This window comes from Kribbella speibonae, from assembly GCF_004331375.1.
Lineage (GTDB): Bacteria > Actinomycetota > Actinomycetes > Propionibacteriales > Kribbellaceae > Kribbella > Kribbella sindirgiensis.
Genome location: NZ_SJKC01000002.1, coordinates 97,040 through 121,008 on the forward strand (window position 1 = coordinate 97,040; position 23,969 = coordinate 121,008).

Genomic DNA, 23,969 nt, shown 5'->3' on the forward strand with positions numbered 1-23,969 from the left:
GAGCCTCGTTTGGTGGGTGGACGTCCGAGATGCCGGGTTGGCAGCCCAGATACCAGGCACAAACCCACCATCTCAGACGCCCACCCACCAAACGCCCCCACCCACCACGTCTTGTCTCAGCAGCTTGACGACACTCTGCCCTCGCTCAACCGAACGGCGTTGCCCCTAACCCAGTGCGGCGATGAGTTCCTTGAGGCGGCGGGATTGAGCCTCGCGCTCTGCCGCCAACTGGTCCTCGTAGGTGCGGTCCGCGGCGCCGAGCAGCAACGCCTTGGTCTCGCGGATCGCACCCGGGAGCGGGCCGAGGACGGCGTCGGTCAGGTCCTTCACCGTCGCCGCCAGTTCGTCGGCGGGTACGACGATGTTGGCCAGCCCGATCTCCTTCGCCTCGGCCGCCTCCACCCACCGGGTCGTCGTACACAGCTCGAGCGCCCGCGAATAGCCGACCAGCTGTACCAGCGGCTGGGTGCCACCGAGGTCGGGAACCAGACCGAGGGCCGGCTCGCGCATGCTGAAGCGGGCGTCCGGGGTCACGACCCGCAGATCACAGGCGAGCGCCAGCTGGAACCCGGCACCGACAGCGTGCCCCTGGACCGCCGCGATGCTGATGATCTCCGGACGGCGCAGCCAGGAGAACCCGGACTGGAACGCGGCGATCAGCTCCAGCAGTTCCGGCTCCGGCTTGGCGCCCAGCGTCAGCAACGGCTCCTGACCGTCGACGGGATCGCCGACCATCAGCCGGCGATCGAGGCCGGCCGAGAACGACGGGCCCTCCCCCGACACGACCACCACGCGGACGTCGGACGGCAGCGCCGTACCGAAGTCGGCCAGCGCACTCCACATCGCCGGAGTCTGCGCGTTGCGCACCTCGGGACGATCCAGCACAACCCGGGCCACCGGCCCGTCCACCGTCAACCGCAGACCTGTCATGGCGCGGATATTACCCGGAAGTAATCAGGCGAGCGAGATCAGGTCGGCGTACTCGTTGGTCCAGAGGTCTTCGACGCCGTCGGGGAGGAGGACGACGCGTTCGGGCTCGAGGGCTTCGACGGCGCCCTCGTCGTGGGTGACCAGGACGATCGCGCCGGTGTACGAGCGGATCGCGTTCAGCACCTCGGCGCGGGACGCGGGGTCCAGGTTGTTGGTCGGCTCGTCGAGGAGCAGGACGTTCGCCGCCGACACGACCAGCGTCGCCAGCGCGAGGCGGGTCTTCTCGCCGCCGGACAGCACCTTGGCCGGCTTGTCCGCGTCGTCGCCGGTGAACAGGAACGAGCCGAGCACGCTGCGGGCCTGCGTCTCGTTCAGGTCCGGAGCCGCAGTCTTCATGTTCTCCAGGACCGTCCGGTTGACGTCCAGGGTCTCGTGCTCCTGGGCGTAGTACCCGAGCTTGAGGCCGTGGCCGTCGACCACCTCACCGGTGTCGGCCTTCTCGATCCCGCCGAGGATCCGCAGCAGCGTGGTCTTCCCGGCGCCGTTGAGGCCGAGGACGACGACCCGCGAGCCCTTGTCGATCGCCAGGTCGACGTCGGTGAAGATCTCCAGCGAGCCGTACGACTTCGACAGCTCCCGGGCCATCAGCGGCGTCTTGCCGCAGGCCGCCGGCGTCGGGAAGGAGATCTTCGCGACGCGGTCCTGCTTGCGCTCGTCCTCGAGCGACGACATCAACCGCTCGGCCCGCCGCAGCATCTGCTGCGCCGCGGCCGCCTTGGTCGCCTTGGCGCGCATCTTGTTCGCCTGGTCGACCAGCTGGGTCGCCTTCTTCTCCGCGTTCGCCCGCTCGCGCTTGCGACGGCGCTCGTCGGTCTCCCGCTGCAGCAGGTACGCCTTCCAGCCGACGTTGTAGACGTCGATCTCGGCCCGGTTCGCATCCAGGTGGAAGACCCGGGTGACGGTGTCCTGCAGCAGGTTCACGTCGTGGCTGATCATGATCACGCCACCGGCGTACGACTTCAGGAAGTCGCGCAGCCAGATGATCGAGTCGGCGTCCAGGTGGTTCGTCGGTTCGTCGAGCAGCAGCGTCTCGGCCTGCGCGAACAGGATCCGGGCCAGCTCGACCCGGCGGCGCTGACCACCGGACAAGGTCGACAGCGGCTGGCCGAGGACACGGTCCGGGAGGCCCAGGTTCGCGGCGATGCGGGCCGCCTCGGCCTCGGCGGCGTATCCACCGGCGGCGTGCAGGTCCGCCTCGGCCCGCTCGTAGCGCCGCATGCCCTTCGCGCGGGTCTTGTCGTCCGCGCTGGCCATCGACTTCTCGGCGGAGCGCAACCGGCGTACGACGTCGTCCAGGCCGCGCGCGGACAGGATCCGGTCCCGGGCCAGTACGTCGAGATCGCCCGTGCGCGGGTCCTGCGGCAGGTAGCCGATCTCGCCCGAGGACGTCACGGAACCGCTCGCCGGCAGCCCCTCACCGGCGAGGATCTTGGTCAGCGTCGTCTTGCCGGCGCCGTTGCGGCCGACCAGCCCGACCTTGTCGCCGGGGCCTACCCGGAACGAGGCGGGCGCGAGCAGCTGACGGGCACCAACACGAACCTCGAGATTGGAGACAGTGATCATCGGGGTTCGTAGGGGTCCTTTTCGCTAGAGCTTCAGCCGAGTGTGCTGACCTAGTGTATGTGGCATGAAATTCAATCCGGATGCGGATCTCGACACCAGCGGTGTCGAGGACACCCGCGGTAGTGGTGGCGGACGCGGCGGTGGCCTCCCCGGCGGGATGATCCCGGTCGGCGGCGGCATCGGCGGCATCATCCTGCTCGTCGTGATCCTGCTCCTGACCGGTGGCCTGCCAGGCGGAGGTGGCAGCGAGGAACCGGCGGTGCGGAACACGGCGGCGGGCAATCTCGACTCGTGCAAGAAGGGCACCGACCTGCAGTCGAACTCGGACTGCCGGTTCGTGTTCTACCAGAACTCGATCGAGAGCTTCTGGGCTGCCGAGCTCCCCCGGCGCGGCAAGAAGTACACCCGGGCGCCGATGCGGGTGTTCGAGGGCTCGGTGAACACCGGCTGCGGCCCGGCGACCAGCGCGGTCGGCCCGTTCTACTGCCCGCCGGACAAGCGGGTGTACCTGGACATCGGGTTCTTCCAGACCCTGCAGAACGACCTGGGCGCCCGCGGCGGCGAGTTCGCCGAGGCGTACGTCGTGGCGCACGAGTACGGCCACCACATCCAGAACCTGTACGGCATCCTCGACCGGATCAAGACCCGCAGCGGCCCGGCGTCGGACTCGGTCCGCTCCGAACTCCAGGCCGACTGCCTGGCCGGGATCTGGACCAACCACGCGACCACCGTCCCGAACTCGAGCGGCCAGCCGCTGATCACCGAACTCAGCGAGGACGACATCGCCCGCGGCCTGGACGCTGCCGCCTCGGTCGGCGACGACCGCATCCAGTCGAAGACCCAGGGCCAGGTCACCCCGGAAAACTTCAGCCACGGCACCGCCGAACAACGCATGCGCTGGTTCACCAAAGGCATGGACTCCGGCGACATGACCACCTGCGACACCTGGTCCGCCCAAACCCTCTGACCCGCCAACGGAAACCGCCCCGCACAGTACGTGCGGGGCGGTTCTTTGCGTGGGTCAGGCGACCTGGGCGGGGCGGTGGTAGCCGGGGAGGAGTTCGTCGACGAGGGCGTCGGTTTCGGCTTCGGGGCCTCGGGGGGCGCCGTGTTTGGTGAGGGCGGCGTACATCTGGCCGGCCACGTTGGTGACGTCCGCGGTGGTGCCGAAGTGGGCGGCCAGGCGGAGCGTGGCGCGCCACAGTTCCTCCGAGGCCGGCGAGAAGGTGAGGCCGGTCTGGAGGGCGGTGCGGGCGAGATTGCCGTCGTTGTGGCTGAGGGACGCCTCGGCGAGCCGCAGCGCGGCGTCGACGACGGCCTCCGCCATCCGGCGCTCGATCCCGGACGCGGCGAGCCACGAGTAGCGGCCGCCGGGCAGGTTCGACCAGGCGGGACCGTGTACCAGGCTGAGCGCCGTCGACAGCGGGCCGCGCGGGTCGTCGATCATTGTCGCCTGCTTGGCCAGCGTGCGGAACACGTCCCAGTCGACCCGCACGACGCTGCGGTTCAGCATCCAGCGGCCCGACTCGTCGGCGTACATGGCGTCCACGCCGACCCAGCGCCGGGTGTGCTCCAGCGCCGCGTCGCGCAGCTCCTCGCTGATGCCGCGCGGCCAGATCGCCCCGGCGAGCACGTTCGGGTGTACGCCGTAGTCCTGGCTGGCCAGGAACGCGATGATCTCCGTCGACAGCGTGACCCGGCCGTCGTCGATGACCCCGCGGGCGTCCACCTCGACCGGCCCGAGCAGGTCGACCTCGACCGGCGCCGGCTGGCTCAGGTCGGTGGTGGAGAACTCGTACGCCGGCATGTCCTGCTCCGACCGGCGCTTGTCGCGGGCGTCCGTCTCGGCCGCGTCGAACAGCGCGACCAGATCGGCGAACTGCTCCGGGTTGACGCTGTGCGCGTCCACCTCGAGGCCGAGCAGCCGGCAGACGGCCTGGCGCTTCTCGTCCACCACGAAACGCCACGGCGAGTTCATCACGTCGCCGACCACGACCACCGAGATGCTGCGCTTGGTGTCCGCGGCCAGCCGGTTCAGCTGGTCCTGCTCCTCCGGCGACGGCGGCGCGGACACGAAGATGATCTCCGGACCCCACAGCGCCGCGTCCGGATGGGTCATCCGGGCCTCCGCCACCGATCCGGCGTTCCGCCGCTGGCAGCCCTGCAGCTGCGCCTCGGTCCGGTGTTCGACCCCGGCGATCGCGTCGTCGAGGCGGATCCAGTAGCTCAGCCGCGCCGGCGCGAGCGACGACAGGTCGTCGCCGAACCCAACCATGCTGATGTGCGCGCCCTCGGACCAAAGGTTCGTCGCCAGCTCGACCGCGAGCGAACCCACCACGTCGCGGGACGCGTTGTTCACGCCGCCGAACGCGACGATCCCGTTCGCCGTGTCGAGGTCGATCAGCACCGTCGCACCGTCGGCGTTCTGGCCGACCGTCACCAGCGTCGGGTACGGCGCCGGCGCGTTGACCTCAGTGCTCGGTCCGTACCCGCGGCGCAGCGTCCACCGGGTGCCCTCGGCAATCGCCTGCCACGGGCCAGGAGGCTCGGGCTGCGCGCCGTACGGGTCGAGAACCAGCGTCAGCGACCGGTCGGTCACCAGCGCGGCGACGACCTTCGGCATCGGTCGCTGCAGTTGCGTCATGTCGGCGCCGAGCTTGCGCAGCGAGTTGTCCACGAACTGCGCGGTCGGAACGTCCGACGCCAGCCGCAGACCGATCTCGGTCTGCCGGTGGCCGGCAGCCTTCGGGCCCGGGCCCTGCGCCCAGCCGCGGCGGCGCTTCAGCGCCAGCGCCAGACCGGCCGCGAGCAGCGTCGCACCGAACCCGAAGATTCCGGCGTCCTTCAGGCTGATACCGCCGTCGTCGGCCGCGACCGGAGTCACCTCCGGCACCTGGGTACCGCCGCCGGCCGGCTCGCCGTGCTCGTGACCGGTCCCCGGCTCGTGCGGCTCGACGGTGACGTTCGGCTGCCCCGGCTTGACGTTCTTCGCGCCCGGGTCGCTCTTCGAGGTACCGATCCCGACCGACGAAGGCTTCTCGATGCCCTGCTCCGAGTAGCGCCCCGGGCCGACCGGCTTCTGCTCGGGCGTCGTCCGGGTCTCGGTCTTGTTCTCGACCTGGGTCTTCGGCTTGGCCGGAAGCGTCTTCGTGCTGACCGGCTTGGCGGTGGTCTTCTTCGTGGTCGTGGGGTCGCCGATGCTGACGCGGACCGTGTGCACACCCGGGCCCTTCGCGTCAGCTGGCAGCCGCACCTGCCAGCCCGGCAGGATCAGGTCCGGGTTGGTCAGCCGGCGCCCGTCGGGCTGCAGCTTGTTCTTGTTGAGGTCGTAGATCTCCTTGTACCGGCGACCCTCACCGAGGTACCGCTCCGCGATGTCCCACAGGCAGTCGTAGTTCCGGCCCGACGGCGGACGCACCTCGGTGTACTTGACGACCTGACCCTTGTGGTCGTTGTTCGTCCGTACGCCGACACTCGTCTTCGACTGCTGGTGGCTGCCGCTGAGCACCGAGCTGGCTTTTTCGGTCTGGCGGAACGACGACGTCGAGGACTCGTGCTGCACGCTCACAGAGGTCGGAGCGGCCGGACCGCCCGTCGTGACCGCGCTCGCGACCGGCAGGCTGACACCCGCACCCGCCGCGATCAGAACGACGGTGCCGATCAGCCGGCGGGCCAAGGCCTGGGAGCCGCCGCCGAGCGGGACGCGGGGTGAGAGCCCGTGGCCGCGGACCTCGGCGACCGCCTCCGCGATCAGGCAGACGACGAAGTGCAGCCAGGCGAGCCAGATGAAGAACGCGATGATGCCGAGCACCGTCTCGACGCTCAGCTCGCTGAACAGCATGCTCTTGGTGGGCATCGTGTCCGGCCACGGCGTACCGAAGAACCGCAGCAGCACGTACGGCACACCGCCGACGATCGCCAGGATCGCGAGCAGCGCGACGAAGCCCTTCAGCCGGTCCGCGCCCGGACTCCCCGACCGCCGCTGCGGCAACCGCGCAGCCTGCGCCGGCTCATTCGTCCTTACCATCGCTCCTCCATACCCCCACCATCAGCCACCAATGGCCTGAACTTCCTGCACCGGCAACCGCTGCACAGCAGTCACATTCGCCTGACCGATCGGCTTCCAGCCCGTACCCTTGCCGATCCAGTACGAGACTTCCCACGTGATCGTCAGCTTCACCGTGTACATGCCGTCCGGCTGACTCGCACTCGACTTCTTGTACACGTGCTTGCACGGGTTCAGTTGATGATCCGGATCCTTCGTCTGGTCGTATCCGTCCGGGTCGTCCACCGGCGTAACTCCCACCGGGCAGATGAACGGACCGGTGCCGTCACCGGGATCGATCTTCAGTTCCACCACCATGCCGCGCATCGTGAGGTTGTGCGTCGGGTCGTAGTACCCGCTCAGGTCACCCGACTGCTTCAGTACCATCGAACTGTCGGGCGTCAGCGTGAAGAACGCCGGAATGTTCACTCGCGGCGTGTACGTCGGCATGATCTGCAGCGCCGGATCCGGGTAGCTGCTCTCGAACCGCCACCAGAACTGCTCCATGTAGTCCGGGAACGGGCACTGGGCGCGCTCCTGCTCGTCGACCGGCATGTAGGCCCGCTCGAGGTGCGCGTCCGGACCGCCGTTGTACGAGTTCAGGTTGTAGTCGGTGATCGTGATCCGCAGTACCCAGGTCTTACCCTCCGGCGCCTGCGGCAACCGAATGCCCTTGGGGATCTCGAAGTCACGGCACGGCACGAACGGCCGGCCGTTCAGGCGTTCGCGCCACGTGGGCGGCGGTTCGCCGCCCATGTACGCCTTGCCGGAACTGCAGTAGGCGCCGAAACCGACCGCATTCACGTACATGCTGCAGACGGAGTTACCGGTCTGGATCGTGTCCGCGGATGCGGTGGTGGCCGGGACGGCCGTGAGCAACGCGAGTACAGCACCTAAGGCGAGCAGTGTGCGGCCTACCCGGTTGTGCATCCTCACTCCCCAGACTCGTCTTCCGGCAGATTATCTTCGACCAGGGGCATCATGCCCGGTACCCAGTACCCCGTCACCTCTTCGCAACCTCGGATTCGCGGTTCTGGTCTAGGCCGGATAGCGTACCGAGGCGCAGTTCACGCCCTTGCTGGTGGCCAGGCGGTACGGCATCCAGCCGATCCCCGTCTTGATCATCTCGATGACCTCGGGTGAGCCCTTGGGCGTCACGACGGTCCAGTTCCGCGCCTTCGGGTCCCAGTACTGCGTGGTCTGCGAGCGGCAGGTCTGCACCGCGACGGTGTTGTCCGGCGTGCTCTTGGCGCCGACCACGACCACGCTGCCCGGTGGCTTCATCACCCAGCCGTTGCGCTTGGCATCTTGGATGCCCTGCGACACGTCGGCGTAGAAGAACGACGGGAACTGCTTCTTCAGGATCGTGTCGTCCTTGGTGACCAGGGCCTGGAAGTAGAGCGGGTAGCTGGTCACGAGGCCTTGGACGGCGGGGTTGGACGCGAAGTTCCCTGGTTGGACGATGACTTGTTTCGCGGTCGGGGCGGTCGGCTTGGCGGTGGTGGCCGGCGCGGTCGTCGCGGGAGGTTCCGAGGACGGTGCGGTGGACGGTGCCGACGGTGTGCTGGACGTCGTCGTACCGGACTCGCCGCCGACCGGGACGGGGCGGCCGCCGTCGTTGGTGTCCTTGCTGCAGGCACTCAGCAGCAGGACACCGGCGACGGCAACGGCCGGGAGGGCAAACCTACGCACGGACTGATTCCTCCGGTGTCTAGCGCCCGCTCGACGGCGCGCTGCTGGTGGGGCCTGACGGTTCGCCGGTCGGCGGAGTGTCGGACGGGGTCGGCGTCGGCGTCACGTTCGGCGAGCAGGAGGCCGGGAACGGGAACGGCGACAGGGTCCAGATCGGGGTCGGCGATCCGAGGGTCCAGGTCGGGCAGGGCAGGTCGATCGTCGGCGGCCGCGGGGTGTCGATCGTCCCGCCGGGGCCGTCGGTGGTCGGGTTCACGACGATCGGCGGGATGGTCGGGCTGTCGTCCGCCTTCTCGACGCCCTGTTCGGCATGCGCCTGTCCGGTGCCGCTGGCCTTCAGGGAGGTCTTTCCGATCAGTCCGAGGAACGTCGTCTTGTTGGCGATGTCGACCTGGATGTCGACCTCTTTGTCGGTCAGCGTGGTCGGCCCGCAAGCGGTGACCGCCGGGTCGTTGGACCGCACCTGCCCGCAGAACTCGGTGATCGCGGCCGCCGCCTTGGCGGTGTCGATCTTGGCTTCGGCGACGTTCAGCTGGATGGCCGCGGCGCCGACGCGCGCGGCCTCCTGCGCGTAGCCGACCGCGCGGGAGCGGGCGCCCAGCTGCCGGCCGCCGTCGATCACCAGGCCGGCCAGCGTGAAGATCATCACCGCGAGGATCGCGACCGCGGGGCTCAGCGCGCCGCGCGCGAACAGCCGATGGTTGCGTTGCGCATCGATCCGGAAGAACTCGACGACCCGCGAGCGGGAGCGCTCAGGGCCGTTCCCAGAGCCGTTCCTAGGAGCCATTGCCGCGCACCCCCCGGTACGGATCGATCGAGGAGGTGAACCGCTTGGTGATCTTGGTGTCGCCGCCCAGGCCGAGCAGTCCGAGGTCGCGGTAGTTGATCGTGCACGAGACCTCGACCGACAACGGCGAGCCGGCCGCGAACCCGGTGGTGATCGAGCCCGCCGCGGATTCCTTGCAGGAGGCCACCGCCTGGCTCATCGTCGTACTGACGGCGGTGTCGACGCGGGCCTGCGCGTCCTGCAGCGACCGCGCCTGGCTGGCGCCCCGCGCGCCGTCACGGGCCGCGCTCTCCAGCAGCGAGGACGTCTGGAAGTACCGTCCGCAGGCCAGCAGGAACATGAACAGGGCCAGCAGCACGGGCGCGAGGATCACCATCTCCAGCGCCATCGTGCCGCGCTCGCGAGTACGGCGGTGCCGCCCGCGGGACCACGGTCTGCTCGTCATCTGCTCGCTCACTTGTCGGCTTCGAACTGTTCGATCCGTCCGGTGGCGGTCCGGGACACCTTCAGCTCCAGGCCGGGCACCAGCGACACGGTCTTGCCGGTCACCGTGAACGAGACCACACCTTCAGGGTCGTTGTACGCCGGGAACGGGACGGTGGCGTTCTGCAGCGTCGTACCGCCGAGCTGCTGGGCGTAGGACTGGACGTCCGCCCGCACCTTCTCCCCCACCGCCGGGGTGTAGACGAGCGGCTGGACCAGCCGTAGCCGCGATACGCCTTCCTCCGCGGCGTTCAGCGCGACGGAACGCCCGTACAGCCACAGAGCGGTCTGGATGGAGACGAAGATCAGCGCGATGATCGCCGGCGCGAGGATGGACAGCTCAAGTGTGCTGACCCCCCGCTCGGACCGTCTGCGCCGGCCTCCTCGTCTCCCCAGCCGCATGGTGCTTCCGTCAGCCCTTGTCGATATCGGCGGTGTGCTTGGTGATCACGCGCTTCACCACGACGCCGATCGCGAGCGCGGCGATGACCAGAATCCCCGAGATGATCGCCCACTCGAGCGCGGAGGCGCCCAGCTCGGTGTTCCCCTGCTTCGCGCGGGCCCGCTGGGCCTGCGCCCGTGCCACCGCGTAGCCGGTCATGGCCCGCCAGAACATCAACTCCGAGGTCATCCGCATGCCTTCCAGTTCGTGAGGCCGAAGCAGGCCTCAGTATGCCGTGTTCGACGGACCATTCCGCCCAACGGATCCCTTGGCCTCATCCCTTGTCCAATCACTGTTCGGACTAACTTCCGAGGATCGCCGCGCCGGCCGGGAAGGCCAGGAACAGGAAGAACGCCGAGATCATCACCAGTTGCGCGACCAGCATCGACTGCGACCGCTCACCCGCCTTGCCTTCCACGTCGGCCAGTTCCTTGCGCCGCAGCGACGCGGCCCGGGCGAGCAGCGACGACCGGATCTTCGCGCCCTCGTCACCGGCCAGTGCGAGCGCCGACGCCAGGTCCCGCAGTTCCTCGACGCCGAGGTCCTCGCCGAGCCGCGCCATCGCGTCCCACGGCGTGATGCCGATCAGCCGCGCGTTCGCCAGCGCCTGCCGGATCCGGGCCATCGCCCAGTGCTCGCCGATCGTCGAGGCCGTCATCAGCGCCTCGGGCAGACCGCGGCCGCCCGCGAGGTTCATCGCGACCAGGTCGAGGAAGCTGCCGACCACGTGCCGGAAGTCGCGCCGCCGCGCCTCCGCCTGCTGCCGGAGCGTCAGGTCGGGCAGGAAGAACGCCAGCGCCATGAAGGCGAGCGTGACGATCGCCGGGGCCACCCCGGGCGCGCTGATCCCGATCTCGGCGGCCAGGAACAGCACGATCGGGATGAAGACCATCGCCCCGAGCGCGAACAGGACCTTGGTCGCGAGCATCGCGGCGAACGGCTGGTTCATCACCGCGAGGTCGCGGCGCAGCTTGCCGAACGCCCAGCCGCGCGCGTTCGCCTCCAGCTCGAGCCGGCGGCCGAGCGTCTCCCGGGCCCGGTCGACGCCGCCCAGCACCCGCTCGCCGGCCGCGCTGGTGGTGGCGCCGCTGGTGTAGCCGCCGCGGCCCGCGTCGATCCGCGCGATCGTCGAGAGCACGTTGGCCCGCGGCTTGATGAACATCCTGACCAGCACGTACACGCCGAGTCCGGCGATCCCGCCGGTGATGAAGGCCCAGGTCATCCGCTCACCACCTCCATCCGGTCGTCGCCCGACCGGTTGTGCCGCTGGTCGTCGGTCATGCCGATCAGGAACCGGTCCGGTACCTCGATCTTGGCCAGCCGCCGCAGCCACAGCAGTCCGACCGCGTAGAGCCCGATCACCACGGCCAGCACGACCTGCCCGACGAAGCTCGTGTACGGCGCCATGTACGTCGAGTTGAACAGCACCAGACCGGCGGCCATCAGCAGCGTGATCGCCACCACGACCTGCACGCTGCGCCGGGTCGAACGACGTTCCGCCGCGACCTTCCGGCGTACGTCGAGTTCCTCGCGGGCCGAGTCGGCCAGGGCGCTCAGCACCTCGCGCAGACCGGGACCGCGCAGCCGGGCGTTCAGCACCAGGGCGGCGACGATCAGGTCCGCGGACGGGTCGTCGAGGTCGTCGGCGAACCGCATCAGGGCCGACGGCAACGGTTCGCGGATCCGCAGCCGGTCGACCAGCAGGTTCAGGCTGGGTTTGATCGCGGGCGCCGCGTTCACGGCCGTGGCCGGGATCGCCTGCTCCAGGCCGACCGCGCCGGCGATCGTGTCGCGCAGCGCCTCGGTCCAGGTGGCCAGCGCGTCCAGGCGGTCGATCGCCCGGCGTTCCTCACCGGTGCCGCCGAAGAACCGGTCGGCCATCGCGGCGAGCAGGCCGAGGGCGACCGCGAGCACCAGCCAGCGGGTCACCACCAGCACGAGCAGGCCGATGGCGACGCCGGCGCCCATCCGGACCATGTTCTTGCGGGCCTCGACGGTGCGGTTGCGGAAGAGCGAGGGAGTCTCGTCCTTCGGCTCGGTGCCGCGGATCGCGACGATCAGCAGCATCACGGCGCCGCCGACCAACGCGCCGCAGAGCAGCGCTCCCAGAGTCCTGTCGTTCATCGCGTCACGCCCACGTTCCGTGGACGAGCGGCTGGTACCCGAAGTGCTCGAGCTCGTCCATGCACGCGATCGGGGCGTGCGCCGCGGCGTGGCCGTCCGGTCCCGGCGCGAACACCTCGCCGGACAGCACCCGGCCGTCCCATCCCGTGACCTCCCGGATGCTCTCGACGTACCGGCTGAGGCCGCCGCCGCGGGAGTAATCGTTGTGCTTGCGGACGAAGACGACGAAGTCGAGCGCACCGGCGATCAGCATCTGGGTGGCGTCCATCGGCAGCCGCTCACGGGCCTGGATCGCGTAGGTGCTGATCCGGTTGAACACCTCCATCGAGCTGTTCGAGTGGATCGTCGACAGCGAGCCGTCGTTGCCCTGGCTCATCGCGTTCAGCATCGTGACGATCTCGTCGCCGAGCACCTCACCGACGATCACCCGGCTCGGGTTCATCCGCAGTGAACGCCGGACCAGGTCGGCCATGCTGACCTCGCCGACGCCTTCGGAGTTCGGCAGCCGCTCCTCGAACGCGACCACGTTCGGGTGCAGGTCCTTGAACTCGCCGAGACCGAGTTCGAGCGAGCGCTCGACAGTGATCAGCCGCTCATGCGGCTGGATCTCGTTGGCCAGCGCCCGCAGCAGGGTCGTCTTCCCCGAGTTCGTGGCGCCGGCGATCATGACGTTCTTGCGCGCCGCGACCGCGGCCCGCAGGAACGAGCCGACGTCGTCGGAGATGGTTCCATTGCCCACCAGGTCCTTGAGGAACACCTTGCCGAGCCGGGCGCGCCGGATCGACACCGCGGGACGGGACGTCACGCCCATCACCGCGGACAGCCGGGACCCGTCCGGCAGCCGGAGGTCCAGCTGCGGGTTCGCCGAGTCGAACGGGCGGCTGGTCAGACCGGCGTGCGCCGCCAGTACCTGGATCAGCTCGATCAGTTCCTCGTCGCTCTCGGCGACCGGTCCCGGGGTCTCTTCGCGACCGTCGCCGTACTGCACGAAGACCTGGTCGCAGCCGTTGATGTCGATGTTCTCGACCTCGGGGTCGTCGATCAGCGGCTGCAGCCGGCCGACCCCGAACAGCGCGGAGTGGATCGCGCCGGCGATCTGCGCGTCGTCGTCCGGCGTCGGCGGCGTCCGGCCCTCGGCCAGCTCGTACCGCGCGTGGTCCTCGAGCACCTGCACGATCAGCGACCGCGCGTACTCCCGCTCGTCCTCCGCACTCATCGGAGGTACGCCGTTCACCTGGTCACGCCGGCGCTGCTCGTTCAGCCGCTCCGCAACCTGCACCCGCAGCTTCCGGACGAGCTCCTGGTCAGCGCTCACCGGTAATCACCCGGCGGAAAGGCCGCGTTCGCCATGTCGAAGTCCTGCGGCGGCGGAGCGGAGACCAGGGCGGCCATCTCCGCGGTGATGGCGCTCGCGGACCGGATCAGCTGGGTCTTGTCGAGCCGGCCGTGACCACGCCCGTCGAAGAAGGCCGCACCGACCGGGTCGTACGCCAGGTGCCAGCGGTGCCGCACCGGCAGCGACATGGCGTCCAGGACGGACCACACCTGCTTCACACCGTCCCGCTGCTTCGGGTCGGCCACGACGACCACACCGAGCTGGGCGTCGACGTGGTGCACCAGCGTCGACAGCCGCTCCCGGAGGTGCGCCACCGACGAGCCGGTCGCCGAACACACCAGTACGACGAGACGCGCGGACTGGATGACCGGCAGCTGCGGCGACGACGCACCGATCCGCCCGCAGTCGGCGAGTACGTCGCCGTTCTGCATCTGGTTGAACGAGATGCCGAGCGGATGCCACAGACCGCCCATACCGCCGACCTGCTCCGGCGAGCGCACACCGAGCAGTACGTCGAGGCCGCCGTCGAGCTGCTGGCTGTGCGCGAGGATGACCTCGTCCCCCAGCCCCTTCCGGCTCGCGGCGGCGAGGCTGACCAGGCCGCGGTCGGAGTTGAGTCCTGCACCACCCGGTCCGGTCATGCGGATCGCCACGTCGCTGCCGGCCGGGTCGCACTCGGCCAGCAGCACCTGCCGCGGCCAGAGCGCACCGAAGACCAGGCTGGCCGTGGTCACGCCGGGCGAGCCCTTCGCGCTCGCGAGCGCCACCAGCGCCATCAGTTGGCCCCGTTGCGTGCGACGTCCGGCTTGGTGCCCGGCGCCAGCTTCACCAGCACGAGGGTCTTGGCCGCGGCCGCTGCCGCGACCGTGGTGATGTCGTCGGCCGGGATCAGGATCGTCACGTTGAGTGAGCTGTTCGAACTCGTCTTGCTGTCGGTGATCGCGCCGGCCGTCGACGTGACCTCAGCTGCGCTGACCAGCGGGACCGCGCCACCCTCCGCGTTGGCCGAAGGGACCCGGATGACCTTGACGATGTCGCCGACCAGGAGCCCGTCCGACGGTGCGCGGCCGGCCTCCAGGCTGACGCCGACGAGGGCGCCGCCGGCCGGGATCGGCTGCTCGCCCTCACCGGTCAGGTTCTGCGGGGTGAGGAACTGGTCCTTGTACAGCCAGGTCTTCGTGTAGCGGCCGAGGTACTTGTTCGCCTCCGACCACGGGATCAGTCCTCCGGTGGCCCCGGCCAGGTCGCCCCGGGACAGGTCCTCCGGCTCGAGCTTGTGGCCCGGCGCCAGCGCATCGGCGGAGATCGCCACGAAGTCGGAGCGGTTGCCGCTGTTCAGCGCGATCAGCGCCGATCCGGCGGCGCCGAGCAGGATCAGGATGACCGCGAGCGCGGCCAGGGCAGGACGCCGTTCCCGGCCGCTCGGGAGACGGGTCGAACCGCCGCCCGTGGATCGGCCCGCTGCCCGGGCGCCTTGGGAAGAGCTACGCGTGGAGGACGAGAGACTCACCCGCATACCGTAATGGCAGCGAGGTGCCACTCGTGCCAGGAGGCCACTGCCGTTACCGCGCCGCGACCCGCTTCAGTTCGGCCGGCTTGAGCAGCTGGTTGAAGGCGCCCGGTCCGCCGTACAACTGGTCTAGATAGGCATACATCGCGCGCAGGCACAGGCCGATCTGACGCTGCCAGTCGGGCTGTCCCTCCAGCCAGATCACGAGCTCCCGCCCCTCGACCAGCGTGACGGCGGCGTTCACCGGCTGCACCAGCCGGTCGGTCTCGGGGTCCGGCTCGATCTCCGGGCCGCGGACCTCCTGGACAACGGCCGCCAGCGCTGCCTGCTCGGAGCCGGTGAAGAAGTAGTCGAATCCGTGCTGCCCGTGCAGCCGGTCGAGGTACTCGCAGAGCGCCAGGAACAGTTCGATGCCGTCGTACTCCCGGCCGTCCCCGGCGTGGTGCCGTAACTGGGCCACTGTGCTGCGGGCTTGGGGGATGTTCCACTCCGAGTCACCGAACTTCTCCCACATGGTCTTGATCCTAGGCGGGCCGGTGGGCGTAAATCGTTAACGGTTCGGGTGAATTGAGTTGCTGGCAAGTAACCGATTGTTTGCTAAATTCCGGACCAGAGGGTCCGGGTGACAACTGGTGATCACCCGGGCACTTAACGGGAGGGGTGATTCGGCTGACCACAACGACGTTGTCCGCCACGGAGCCGACGGCTCGCGCTCGCTGGGCGGTCGGAAACGCGCTGGGGATCCTGCACCCCTCGGCAGTACCGCTGCGTGACGGCCGGATCCGGCTGACCACCCGCGACGACGTACTCGCGGCGCGCGTGCTGCGCGCGATCGAGGAGTTGCTCGCCCGCCGGGCCGCGGACCGGGTCAGCGACGACCGGCTGCTTGCGGAGTCCGTCAGCGTGATCGGCTCCGAAGTCGCCCGGGCCCGCGGTGAGCTGCCCGCGCGCGGTGCGGTCGACGCCCTCGACCGGTACCTCCGGGTGCCGGGGCTGGACGAGACACGTCGTACCGAGGCCGACGCGATGCTCCGGGTCGCCCTCAGCGGCGCGGCGCCGGACGACCCCGAGTCGGCAGCCCGGCTCACCCGGCTGACAGCGCCACGGAACGCCCTGGCGACGTCCGCGCTCGTGTCCGCCTCGGCGGCGATCAACCGCGACGCGGAGCTCTTGGGTCTGGGTACGCCGCCCGAACCGCGCCGCGGACGCCACCGTGCACGGGTCGGCAGCAGGCATCGGAGCGCGGAAGGACGCCGGGTCTGGACGTCGCAGATCCGCGGCACCGGACTGACCGTCGGCACTCGTCCGAGCGCGCAGGGGCAGCTGACCGACCTGCACGCACTGAACCTCCTCGCCGGGATGGATCGCCAGTCCCTGGATGCCGCGGTGACCGACCGTCCGGACGTCGACCCGGACGCGCGGCAGACCGTCCTGCAGATGACAGGTTCCGCCGTTCCGCAGCAGCTGCGGGTCGAGATCGGCGACACCACGCTGGGCGCGCTGGGGCAGGGCATCATCCGCGCCGGTACGGCGAACGACCCGCACGTACTGCGGATTCCGGCCGGACTCAGCGACGAACAGGTCCGCTACGTCTGGACGCACCAGCTGACGCTGATGTCGCAGGAGATCGCCGCCGCCGAGGCAGGCCGGTCCCGCGGCGTCTTCGGCCGGTTGAAGTCCGTCTTCGGCCATGAGCGCCGCGATCGGCGGCTGCACGCGGACCACGCCGCGTTCCAGAGCCTGCTCGGGGACTGGCACGAGGCCCGCGCGGAGACGCTCGCCACCGGTCGTCCGAGCGGGCCGCGCAGCCTCGCCGAGCTCGAGCGCGACCTGGAGGGTCTGGCCCGGACGATTCGGCGGCACGGCGGTTCCGAGCCCGCACTCCCCTGGACCGCCGGGGCGGTCGCAACTCCCGACGCAACCGCCGCGGGCCGGGCTGCCGCGCGCGCGGACGCCGCAGCGAAGCCCGCCCGGAACACGCCCGCGCACCTGCGCGGGCAGGTCGTCACCCAGATCGAGGCGCTGCAAGCCGCGGTCACGGATCTCGACAAGAAGGCGACGAAGAAGCGGGACACCTCCCGGGACGCGGACAAGGAGGCCGACAAGGCCGACGAGGACGCCGGCGAGGAGGACCAGCAACGCGACCGCGGCGCACCCGAGCGGGCGCGCAAGCTGCGCGTCTCGGCCCAGACAGCCCGCAACAAGGCAGGCCGGCACTCCGAGATCGCCGGTGCCTACGAGCAGGCGGCCGCCGACGCGCAGCAGGCCTTGGACGGCTACCAGACGCTCCTCACCGAGATCGACGCGGACGGTTCGCAGAGCCGGATCGCCGATCTGGCTGCTGCCGCCCAGCAACAGGTGGCGGTGTACGAACGCAGCCTCGGCCAGGCGATGCCGGCCAAGGAACTGCTGATGACCGGTATGCCGGAAGGCGACCAGCTCAAGCTGCCGGTCGCCGACATCAACCGGATGCTGCGAGCCAAGTTCAACGAGCAGATGCCGACCCGCGGCCCGCTCCCGGATCCCGCCGCGCAGTACCGGCGGCTGCTGTCCCGCGACGGGATGGTGTTCAACGTCGACGACGAGGGCGGCACCGCGGACGTCTCCGCGGTGCGTCAGGTGCGGCTGCGGCTGATCCCGGACGACCTCACCGAGCGCGACGACATCGACTTCAGGATGGCCGAGCAGATGTCGGGCTCGCTCGGCGAGGGCGGTACGAGCGTCGGCACGACCGACACCCACTCGACGAACGTCAACATCGGCGTCAACCTCGGGCCGATCCTCGCGCTGGCCGCACCCGGTACGCCGGTCCACGCCGCCGCGCAGCTCGTCTCGCCGAAGGTCGAGGTGGCGCGCGGCCGCTCGCTCGCCGAGAGCAGCGGGGCCACGGCCCACCACCAGTCCGGCTGGGTCGACGACAACCGCGGTGAGTCGATCCTCTACGAGTGGTCCGGCAAGTGGCAGATCGAGGTCCGGGCCTCCCCCACCGAGCCCTGGTCGGCGGTCGAGACGGTCGACGCCGGCCGCCAGCAGACGTGGGTCTCCAGCGCGTACACGGTGAAGCCGCCGACCGAGACCGTCACGCTGGCGGAGATCGGGCACGGGCACGAGGTCACGGGCGAGTTCCCGCGGCACGCGGTCACGAGCATCACCGGACTGCACGACGTGACCGATCGCCTGGTCCGCAGGGCGCAGCACGAGTACGGCGACCTGGACCGGGCCTCGTACAACCACATCGCCGGCCTGATGGTCAACGACTCGTACCGCTTGCTGCGCGAGTTCAGTCAGCCCGGCGGTGTCACCCGGCGGATCCCGGGCCGCGGCGACACGGCGTACGACCTGACCTGGGAGGTCGAGCCGGTCTGGGCCGACGCGCAGCTCGTCGGTGAGTCCAGTTCGGAGATGTGGCAGGAAGAGGTCCTCGTCGACTTCGCCGGCCTGAACGCGAGCCAGACCTACACGGCGTCGGTCACCGGTACTGGATCGGTCGGGTTCCCGGGCAAGCCCTCCGACGTGAACCCGGTGGCCGCGGCGGCCGCGCTCAACAACGTCGGCGGTTCCGGCGTGAACGTGGGACCGAACGCGTCCGCCGGGCGCAACGTGTCCCGGTCCGGCGGCCAGAGCGTCAGCATGACCACGATCACCCCGGCCGTGCACCGCAACCAGGGCCCGACGCAGGGCGTGCTGGTTGGTCTCAGGGTGCGTGCCACGTTGCGCAAGGTCGGCGACTCCACGGCTGCGCCGATCATCGAGACCGGCGAGTCCCGCGCGCTGCTGCGGGCCGCCGAGAACGACCTGCTGCGCGCGGGCGGGCGGGCGGACAAGGACGCCGTACTGCGGGAAGACGACGGCACCATCAAGGTGGACAAGCACGGGCATGTGCTGCTGCGCGGCGATGCCGTGCCGTCGACCGAGCCGCAGAAGATGCCGCCGTGGATGGGCCGCGGCGAGAACCAGCTGCGCGGTGTCGGCAAGGCCCTGCCGCAGAACCTCAAGGGCGCCGAGCGAGCGCAGCGCCAGGCGCTGGACCGGCTCGCCAAGATGGGCCTGGTGGCGCGGCCGGGACAGCCGGCCACCGCGCAGCAGCTGGCCAACCGCGAGCGGGTCCGGCAGCAGATCAGCGCACCGCGGCTCGAGGCCGGTATCAACCAGGCCTGTCAGGGCGGCCTGATCGTGATGCTCGAGGACACCGGCTTCGCGGGGACGCCGCGCTGGCGGCCGTTCCGGCTGCAGGTCACGCAGGACTACGACGAGGCGACCAAGGAGTTCGAGGCCAAAGGCGCCGGGACCAGCACGAACGAGAACGTCGTCATCCTCGGCATCAGCTCGGCGGCCACCGGCCGTACGTCGAGCCGGTCCCGGGGCGTGCCGCTGTCCGCAGGGGTCGGCGCCTCCAACCCGCCGGCGGAAGGCGTCCGCGGGTGGATGGGCAAGATCGGCGTGAAGTTCAGCCGGAACGCGCTCGGCCGCACGCTGAGCTGGACCGCGGGACGGCGGGTCAACAACGTCACGCTGAGCGAGAGCACCGAACCGCTCGACCGGCTCGAGCAGGGCATCAAGATCACGTTCGCCGAGATCACCGACAAGGGCGACGCCAAGCCGATCGCCGACGTCGACGGCACCATGGAGGTCGCGTACGACAGCTCGATGACCCGCGCCGACACCCCGGTGTACGAGAAGAACCCGAAGCCGCCGCACCACCTGGCGGTCGAGCAGGGGTTCCCGGTCGCGGTGGACGCCGGTAACGCGGCCGACGAACTGTGCAAGGCGATCCCCGCGATCCGGTCCGACTCCACAGCGCTGCCCGCGCTGCATGCGGCCCTGTCACCGACCAGCCTGGTCGCGAACCGCGAGTGGATGAACGGCAGCTACCGGCTGCCGTTCGTGGTGGTCCCTGCCCCGGGCAGCCCGGCGCATGTGATGGCGGACGGGACGATCCTGCCGCAGGAGTACGAGATCGTGATCCGCGGCGAGGCGGTCAGCCAGACCCACGTCGCGATGAGCCAAGAGAACTCGGTCGACATCAACTTCACGATGACCGACGTCGGCTCCACATCGGGTACGTCGGCCTCGGGCGGCGTCAGCGGCGACGTCGGGGGCGGACTGGTCGAGGCCAGCGGCGCCGCAACCTCCGGGAACCTGTCGGTCGGACGCACCGGCGGCCGGTCGCAGTCCACCACGACCAGCGAGACCTCCGGCGACGAGCGGCTGCTCATCAATCCGGGCACGCACCACGAGTTCATCGAGCGCTACAAGATGACCGCCGACATCGTGCACAACGGTCAGGTGATCAAGTCGGTCCCGTTGCCGGACGCGCTGGCGCAGAAGGCGATGGCCGAGCGGCGAGCGCTGGATCTGTACGCCGCCCGCAAGCTCGATCTGCCGCTCTGGGTGGTGTCCGACGCCGCCGAGCGGTACCTGAACGACAGGCTGCCGATCAGTCACCGCGTCGCGGGCGGCTTCCTGCGTCGTTACCAGCAGGAGAAGGCCGGCGTGACCACGGGCCTGGCCGCCGAGCACACGGTCGAGAGCCTGACGGCGAAGCTGCAGGACAACACCCAGTCCCCGGCTGTGAAGGCCTCGACCGCCGACGCGGAACTGGAAGCGACCGCCAAGAGTGTCGAAGAAAAGGCGCGCGTCCGCCGTGTCATGAGCACCTCCCAGGCGTACGAGGACAGCCAGGGAGCGGCCAAGATCGAGTCGCTCACCGTCGAAGGCACCGACCAGCGGGTCGACCTGCGGACCCTGGTCGAGCCGCAGTTCGACGCCCTCGCGCCCGGGCTGCGGAACGCGAGCCGGCTGCTGCAGAGCGCCCTCGACATCGACCTGAAGCCGGGGAACTTCCACGGCCACCTCGAGGACATGCTCGGCGCCGACGGCTTCGAGGTCCCGATCGAGGTGCCGATCCAGGGGCAGGAACGGCCGGACGTCTTCTTCGTCCAGGTGGAGCTCCGGACCGAGGGCGAACGCACCATCGAGGACGTCCCGGACAAGCCGGACGGCACCCCCGACATCCCGAAGGAGGAGGCCGGCAGCGTCGACCAGAACTACGACTACGAGCAAATCGACCGGTCGGCCGCCCACACGGTGACGGTCTCCGCCGGTGTCGACGGCAAGACCCCCACTGCCCTCGGCGACGGCTCCGGCGGGGTGTCCACGGACCAGACGACGTCCCACACGGGCGGCGACGGCATACAGAACGCCGGGATCGACCGGCTGGGCCATTTCGACGAGGTCAAGACGCATCAGACGGTCGTGTTCACGACCCGGGTCGTCCGGGTCCGCAATGCCGGCGCGGCTGCGATGGCCAGTGCCCGCTGGAAGCTCGGCCGGATCAACCCGGCCGACGTCACCAGCGTCTCCGAACCTCGTGAGCTCCGCGCGGACCTGGTCCAGTGGGTCCCCCGCGGCGACCTGATGGACGGCCCGCGGATCGAGACCGGGCCGGAACTCGAGGAACGCGTCGAGCACCGCCCGATCCGGCTGCCGGAAGGCGCCGTCCCGATGCGGGTGGCGCTGCACGCGAAGGGCGCCGGCCGACGCAACGAACTGGCCGAGAACCTGACCGCCCATCTCGAGCAGCCCGGCGTCCTCGGCCGGCGCGGCACGGCGGAGTACCGGCATCTGATCCGGTCGAACCTCAAGCCGAGCGCGCTGAAGGCGAAGGCCGGACGGCTGCTCGGCGACGGCATCGCGCTGCAGCCGATGGCCCGGCCGGGCAACGGGCGGACGATGGTGAGCGTCCAGATCAACGCGACCGCGGTCGGCTGGGAACTCCACGGACCGTCGCTCGAGGGTCAGGCGGGCCGGGTCTGGCGCCGGCAGGAGGTGTACCGCTCGTCCAGCAGCAGCAACCGGCTGACCCCGCTCACCGCGTCCGGCGGCGTCGACGGCGGACTCGTCTCGGTCAGCGGCTCGATCGGCGAACAGGTCAAGGAGCAGTCGTCGGATGCCAGCGGCACCCGGCTCGAGGGCAGCCGGTTCCTCGAGGGTCAGATGGTCACGGTCCGGATCCCGGTGGTGTACGACGCCACGGTCCGGACCACCACCGACAACGGCCGGGGCGAGCCGGTCGTGAAGAAGTCCGTCAACCTGCCGGACCTGGCTCGCGGCGAGATGTTCGTCCGGATGCTCCGGCATCAGTACCTCGACGGGCTGCGGCAGATGGAGACCGGCGCGTCCCTCGACGCCGTCCTGGCGAACGCGCGGCTGCAGGCGGTGCCGGAGGAACTCGGAACGCCGGACATCACGGCGACCGAGTACGGGCAGGGCGAGTCGGGCGCGGCCTTCCAGCCGTACCGGCCGCTGCTGAACGCCCTCGAGCGCGCGAAGGCCGAGCGCAAGCCGATCGTGCTGCTGGTCCAGCAGGGCGACGGCACCGAGCGGAAGTACCAGGCGCTGCCGAACGGAACCATGCTCGGCGACCGGGACGGCGGTTTCGCGTCCGCGTTCGCGACCCTGCACCCGAACCTGGCGCTGATGGCCGAGGGCCGGGTCGACCTGCGGGAGCTCTACAACACGTCGTCACCGGACGGCAGCTTCAGCGCGAAGGTGGCCGCCGCGCTGGAGAAGACCGACGTGCCGCGGGACGTGCTCAAGGCCCTCGACTACACGACGGCCGCGCGGACGCTGCCGGAGGCGTCCAACCAAGGCGCGCGGACGTCGCAGGGCGGCGCGGCCGGACGCACCATTGCACAAACCGGCCACGGGCCGTCGCTGTCCGGGCCGTGAGCCGATCATGGTGAGGCCGGAATCTGGTGGACGAGAGGGGCTTGATGGCATTCGCGGTAGCACGCACCTGGGACGAAGCACAGCTGTACCTGGAGCTGCATCCGTGCCCGGACTGCGGAACGGCGGACGCGCCGTGGGAGCAGGCCCTGGTCCAGGTCGACGGTGACCTGGCGTCCCGTTACGCCGCGATCTGCCCGGTGTGTTCGGCCGAACGCGAGTACCTGTTCGGGGTGCCCGCGCACGAAACACCGGTGCGCGGCTGGCCGACGTTCGGCGGTCCGGAGCCGTCCGAGATCCTGGACGCGGGCCAGTGGCTGGACGTCGCCGACACCGCCGCGGCGGCCGTCCCCACGGATCCTGTCGAGGCCGGTAGGGTGCTGGCCATTGCGCAGGCCGCCGTCGCCGAGGTGATCAAGTTCGTCCCGGCCGGCGCGGACGTCGTACCGGACGACGAGTTCTGGACGCCGGAAGGTCAGGCGGTGCGCGCCGCGGAGCCGGGGCGCTTCCGGCTGGACCGATTGCTGGTGACCCGGGACGCGTACGCCGAGCTGGGTAGAGAGATCAGCCAGACAGGAGCGAGATAACCGATGCCGATCGCACGGACCCTGTGGGAGGCCCAGATCTACGTCGCGCTGGAGACGGCGCAGGCCGGACCGCAACCGGGTGAGGTGCTGGCGCCCGCCCCCGATTTCGAGCTGGGCGACAACCTCGTCGAGGGCCCGGACGCCTGGACCTACCGGTCGCCGATCGGCGAGATCACCATCCCGTACTCGTCCCAGCACTCGTCCACGCGGCTCGGAGCACACTGGGGACTGGGCCGGTCGCAGCTGGTCGACGCGGCGGAGTGGGCGGTCGTCGGGCACTTGTACGCCGATCGCACGATCGCGGCCGACATGGCGTACGACGGTCAGCCCGGCCAGGCGCGCTATCACGTCGAGCTCGGCTGGGAACTCGCCGCCGAGGCGATCCGGGAGGCGATGAAGTCGCTGCCGGAAGGCACCAACGGCGGCGACACGGTGCCCGACTCGGAGATCTGGACCAGCTTCGGCGCCGACGCCAAGGCGCGCGACCCGTACCTGGTCAGCCGCGCGCGGCTGGACGACGACCTCGAGTACTACACCGGCACGCTGGCGGACTTTCGGGCGTTGTACAGCGATTCATGATGTGACAAACCCCACCGGTGATTGTTAACCCTTCTGGTGGGATTTGTGGCGAGAAAACGAACAACTGGTTGCTAATCTCCCCGTCCGGTGATCCGAACGGGGA

General features: G+C 70.0%; 19 protein-coding genes. 4 read left to right on the forward strand and 15 right to left on the reverse strand.

Features of this window, described 5'->3' with window-relative positions:
* Positions 1 to 165: 165 nt before the first annotated feature.
* Positions 166 to 930, reverse strand: a complete 765-nt coding sequence (locus E0H92_RS13910) for an enoyl-CoA hydratase/isomerase family protein (protein ID WP_131496565.1) — start codon at positions 928 to 930, stop codon at positions 166 to 168.
* 24 nt (positions 931 to 954) lie between these two features.
* Positions 955 to 2,553: an ABC-F family ATP-binding cassette domain-containing protein gene (locus tag E0H92_RS13915; protein WP_131496566.1), complete on the reverse strand. Its 1,599-nt coding sequence runs from the start codon at positions 2,551 to 2,553 to the stop codon at positions 955 to 957.
* 64 nt (positions 2,554 to 2,617) lie between these two features.
* Between E0H92_RS13915 and ypfJ the strand changes: the two genes are divergently transcribed.
* The gene (ypfJ, locus tag E0H92_RS13920) at positions 2,618 to 3,520 is read left to right on the forward strand and encodes a KPN_02809 family neutral zinc metallopeptidase (RefSeq protein ID WP_131461938.1); all 903 of its coding nucleotides are present in this window, start codon (positions 2,618 to 2,620) and stop codon (positions 3,518 to 3,520) included.
* A gap of 54 nt (positions 3,521 to 3,574) precedes the next feature.
* Here the strand turns inward: ypfJ and E0H92_RS13925 are convergent, their stop codons facing one another.
* The 13 genes from E0H92_RS13925 to E0H92_RS13985 all read right to left on the reverse strand — a co-directional run bounded on the left by E0H92_RS13925 (position 3,575) and on the right by E0H92_RS13985 (position 15,486).
* A complete protein-coding gene (locus E0H92_RS13925; protein ID WP_131461939.1) occupies positions 3,575 to 6,580 on the reverse strand; it encodes an AfsR/SARP family transcriptional regulator in 3,006 nt (1,001 codons plus the stop codon).
* A 21-nt stretch (positions 6,581 to 6,601) separates the two neighbouring features.
* The gene (locus E0H92_RS13930) at positions 6,602 to 7,528 is read right to left on the reverse strand and encodes a hypothetical protein (protein ID WP_131461940.1); all 927 of its coding nucleotides are present in this window, start codon (positions 7,526 to 7,528) and stop codon (positions 6,602 to 6,604) included.
* A gap of 108 nt (positions 7,529 to 7,636) precedes the next feature.
* Positions 7,637 to 8,290, reverse strand: coding sequence for a hypothetical protein (locus tag E0H92_RS13935; RefSeq protein ID WP_238173424.1), 654 nt, complete (start codon positions 8,288 to 8,290; stop codon positions 7,637 to 7,639).
* Between the two features lie 19 nt (positions 8,291 to 8,309).
* The gene (locus E0H92_RS13940) at positions 8,310 to 9,077 is read right to left on the reverse strand and encodes a TadE/TadG family type IV pilus assembly protein (protein ID WP_202873645.1); all 768 of its coding nucleotides are present in this window, start codon (positions 9,075 to 9,077) and stop codon (positions 8,310 to 8,312) included.
* Entirely contained in the window at positions 9,067 to 9,522 is a 456-nt protein-coding gene (locus E0H92_RS13945; RefSeq protein WP_131496567.1) for a TadE/TadG family type IV pilus assembly protein, read from the reverse strand. The genes E0H92_RS13940 and E0H92_RS13945 overlap by 11 nt, the downstream gene beginning before the upstream one ends.
* 8 nt (positions 9,523 to 9,530) lie before the next feature.
* The gene (locus E0H92_RS13950; protein WP_131461942.1) at positions 9,531 to 9,962 is read right to left on the reverse strand and encodes a TadE family protein; all 432 of its coding nucleotides are present in this window, start codon (positions 9,960 to 9,962) and stop codon (positions 9,531 to 9,533) included.
* A gap of 10 nt (positions 9,963 to 9,972) precedes the next feature.
* Positions 9,973 to 10,191: a hypothetical protein gene (locus tag E0H92_RS13955; protein ID WP_131461943.1), complete on the reverse strand. Its 219-nt coding sequence runs from the start codon at positions 10,189 to 10,191 to the stop codon at positions 9,973 to 9,975.
* Between the two features lie 112 nt (positions 10,192 to 10,303).
* A complete protein-coding gene (locus E0H92_RS13960; RefSeq protein WP_131461944.1) occupies positions 10,304 to 11,224 on the reverse strand; it encodes a type II secretion system F family protein in 921 nt (306 codons plus the stop codon).
* Entirely contained in the window at positions 11,221 to 12,126 is a 906-nt protein-coding gene (locus E0H92_RS13965; protein WP_131496568.1) for a type II secretion system F family protein, read from the reverse strand. The genes E0H92_RS13960 and E0H92_RS13965 overlap by 4 nt, the downstream gene beginning before the upstream one ends.
* A gap of 4 nt (positions 12,127 to 12,130) precedes the next feature.
* A complete protein-coding gene (locus E0H92_RS13970) occupies positions 12,131 to 13,441 on the reverse strand; it encodes a TadA family conjugal transfer-associated ATPase (protein WP_131461946.1) in 1,311 nt (436 codons plus the stop codon).
* On the reverse strand, positions 13,438 to 14,238 hold the full coding sequence (locus tag E0H92_RS13975) for a CpaE/TadZ family protein (protein WP_131461947.1): 801 nt from the start codon (positions 14,236 to 14,238) through the stop codon (positions 13,438 to 13,440). The genes E0H92_RS13970 and E0H92_RS13975 overlap by 4 nt, the downstream gene beginning before the upstream one ends.
* Entirely contained in the window at positions 14,238 to 14,972 is a 735-nt protein-coding gene (locus tag E0H92_RS13980) for a hypothetical protein (protein ID WP_131496569.1), read from the reverse strand. The genes E0H92_RS13975 and E0H92_RS13980 overlap by 1 nt, the downstream gene beginning before the upstream one ends.
* A gap of 52 nt (positions 14,973 to 15,024) precedes the next feature.
* Positions 15,025 to 15,486, reverse strand: coding sequence for a hypothetical protein (locus E0H92_RS13985; protein WP_131496570.1), 462 nt, complete (start codon positions 15,484 to 15,486; stop codon positions 15,025 to 15,027).
* Between the two features lie 146 nt (positions 15,487 to 15,632).
* Here E0H92_RS13985 and E0H92_RS13990 point away from each other — a divergent pair, with 146 nt between their 5' ends.
* The 3 genes from E0H92_RS13990 to E0H92_RS14000 are packed head-to-tail and all read left to right on the forward strand — an operon-like array spanning position 15,633 to position 23,866.
* Complete coding sequence (locus tag E0H92_RS13990) at positions 15,633 to 22,703, forward strand: serine/threonine-protein kinase (protein WP_131496571.1); 7,071 nt, start codon at positions 15,633 to 15,635, stop codon at positions 22,701 to 22,703.
* A gap of 44 nt (positions 22,704 to 22,747) precedes the next feature.
* Positions 22,748 to 23,287, forward strand: coding sequence for a hypothetical protein (locus E0H92_RS13995; RefSeq protein ID WP_131496572.1), 540 nt, complete (start codon positions 22,748 to 22,750; stop codon positions 23,285 to 23,287).
* A 3-nt stretch (positions 23,288 to 23,290) separates the two neighbouring features.
* Positions 23,291 to 23,866 (forward strand): hypothetical protein, encoded by a 576-nt coding sequence (locus tag E0H92_RS14000; RefSeq protein WP_131461951.1) that lies wholly within the window; start codon positions 23,291 to 23,293, stop codon positions 23,864 to 23,866.
* Positions 23,867 to 23,969 lie beyond the last annotated feature (103 nt).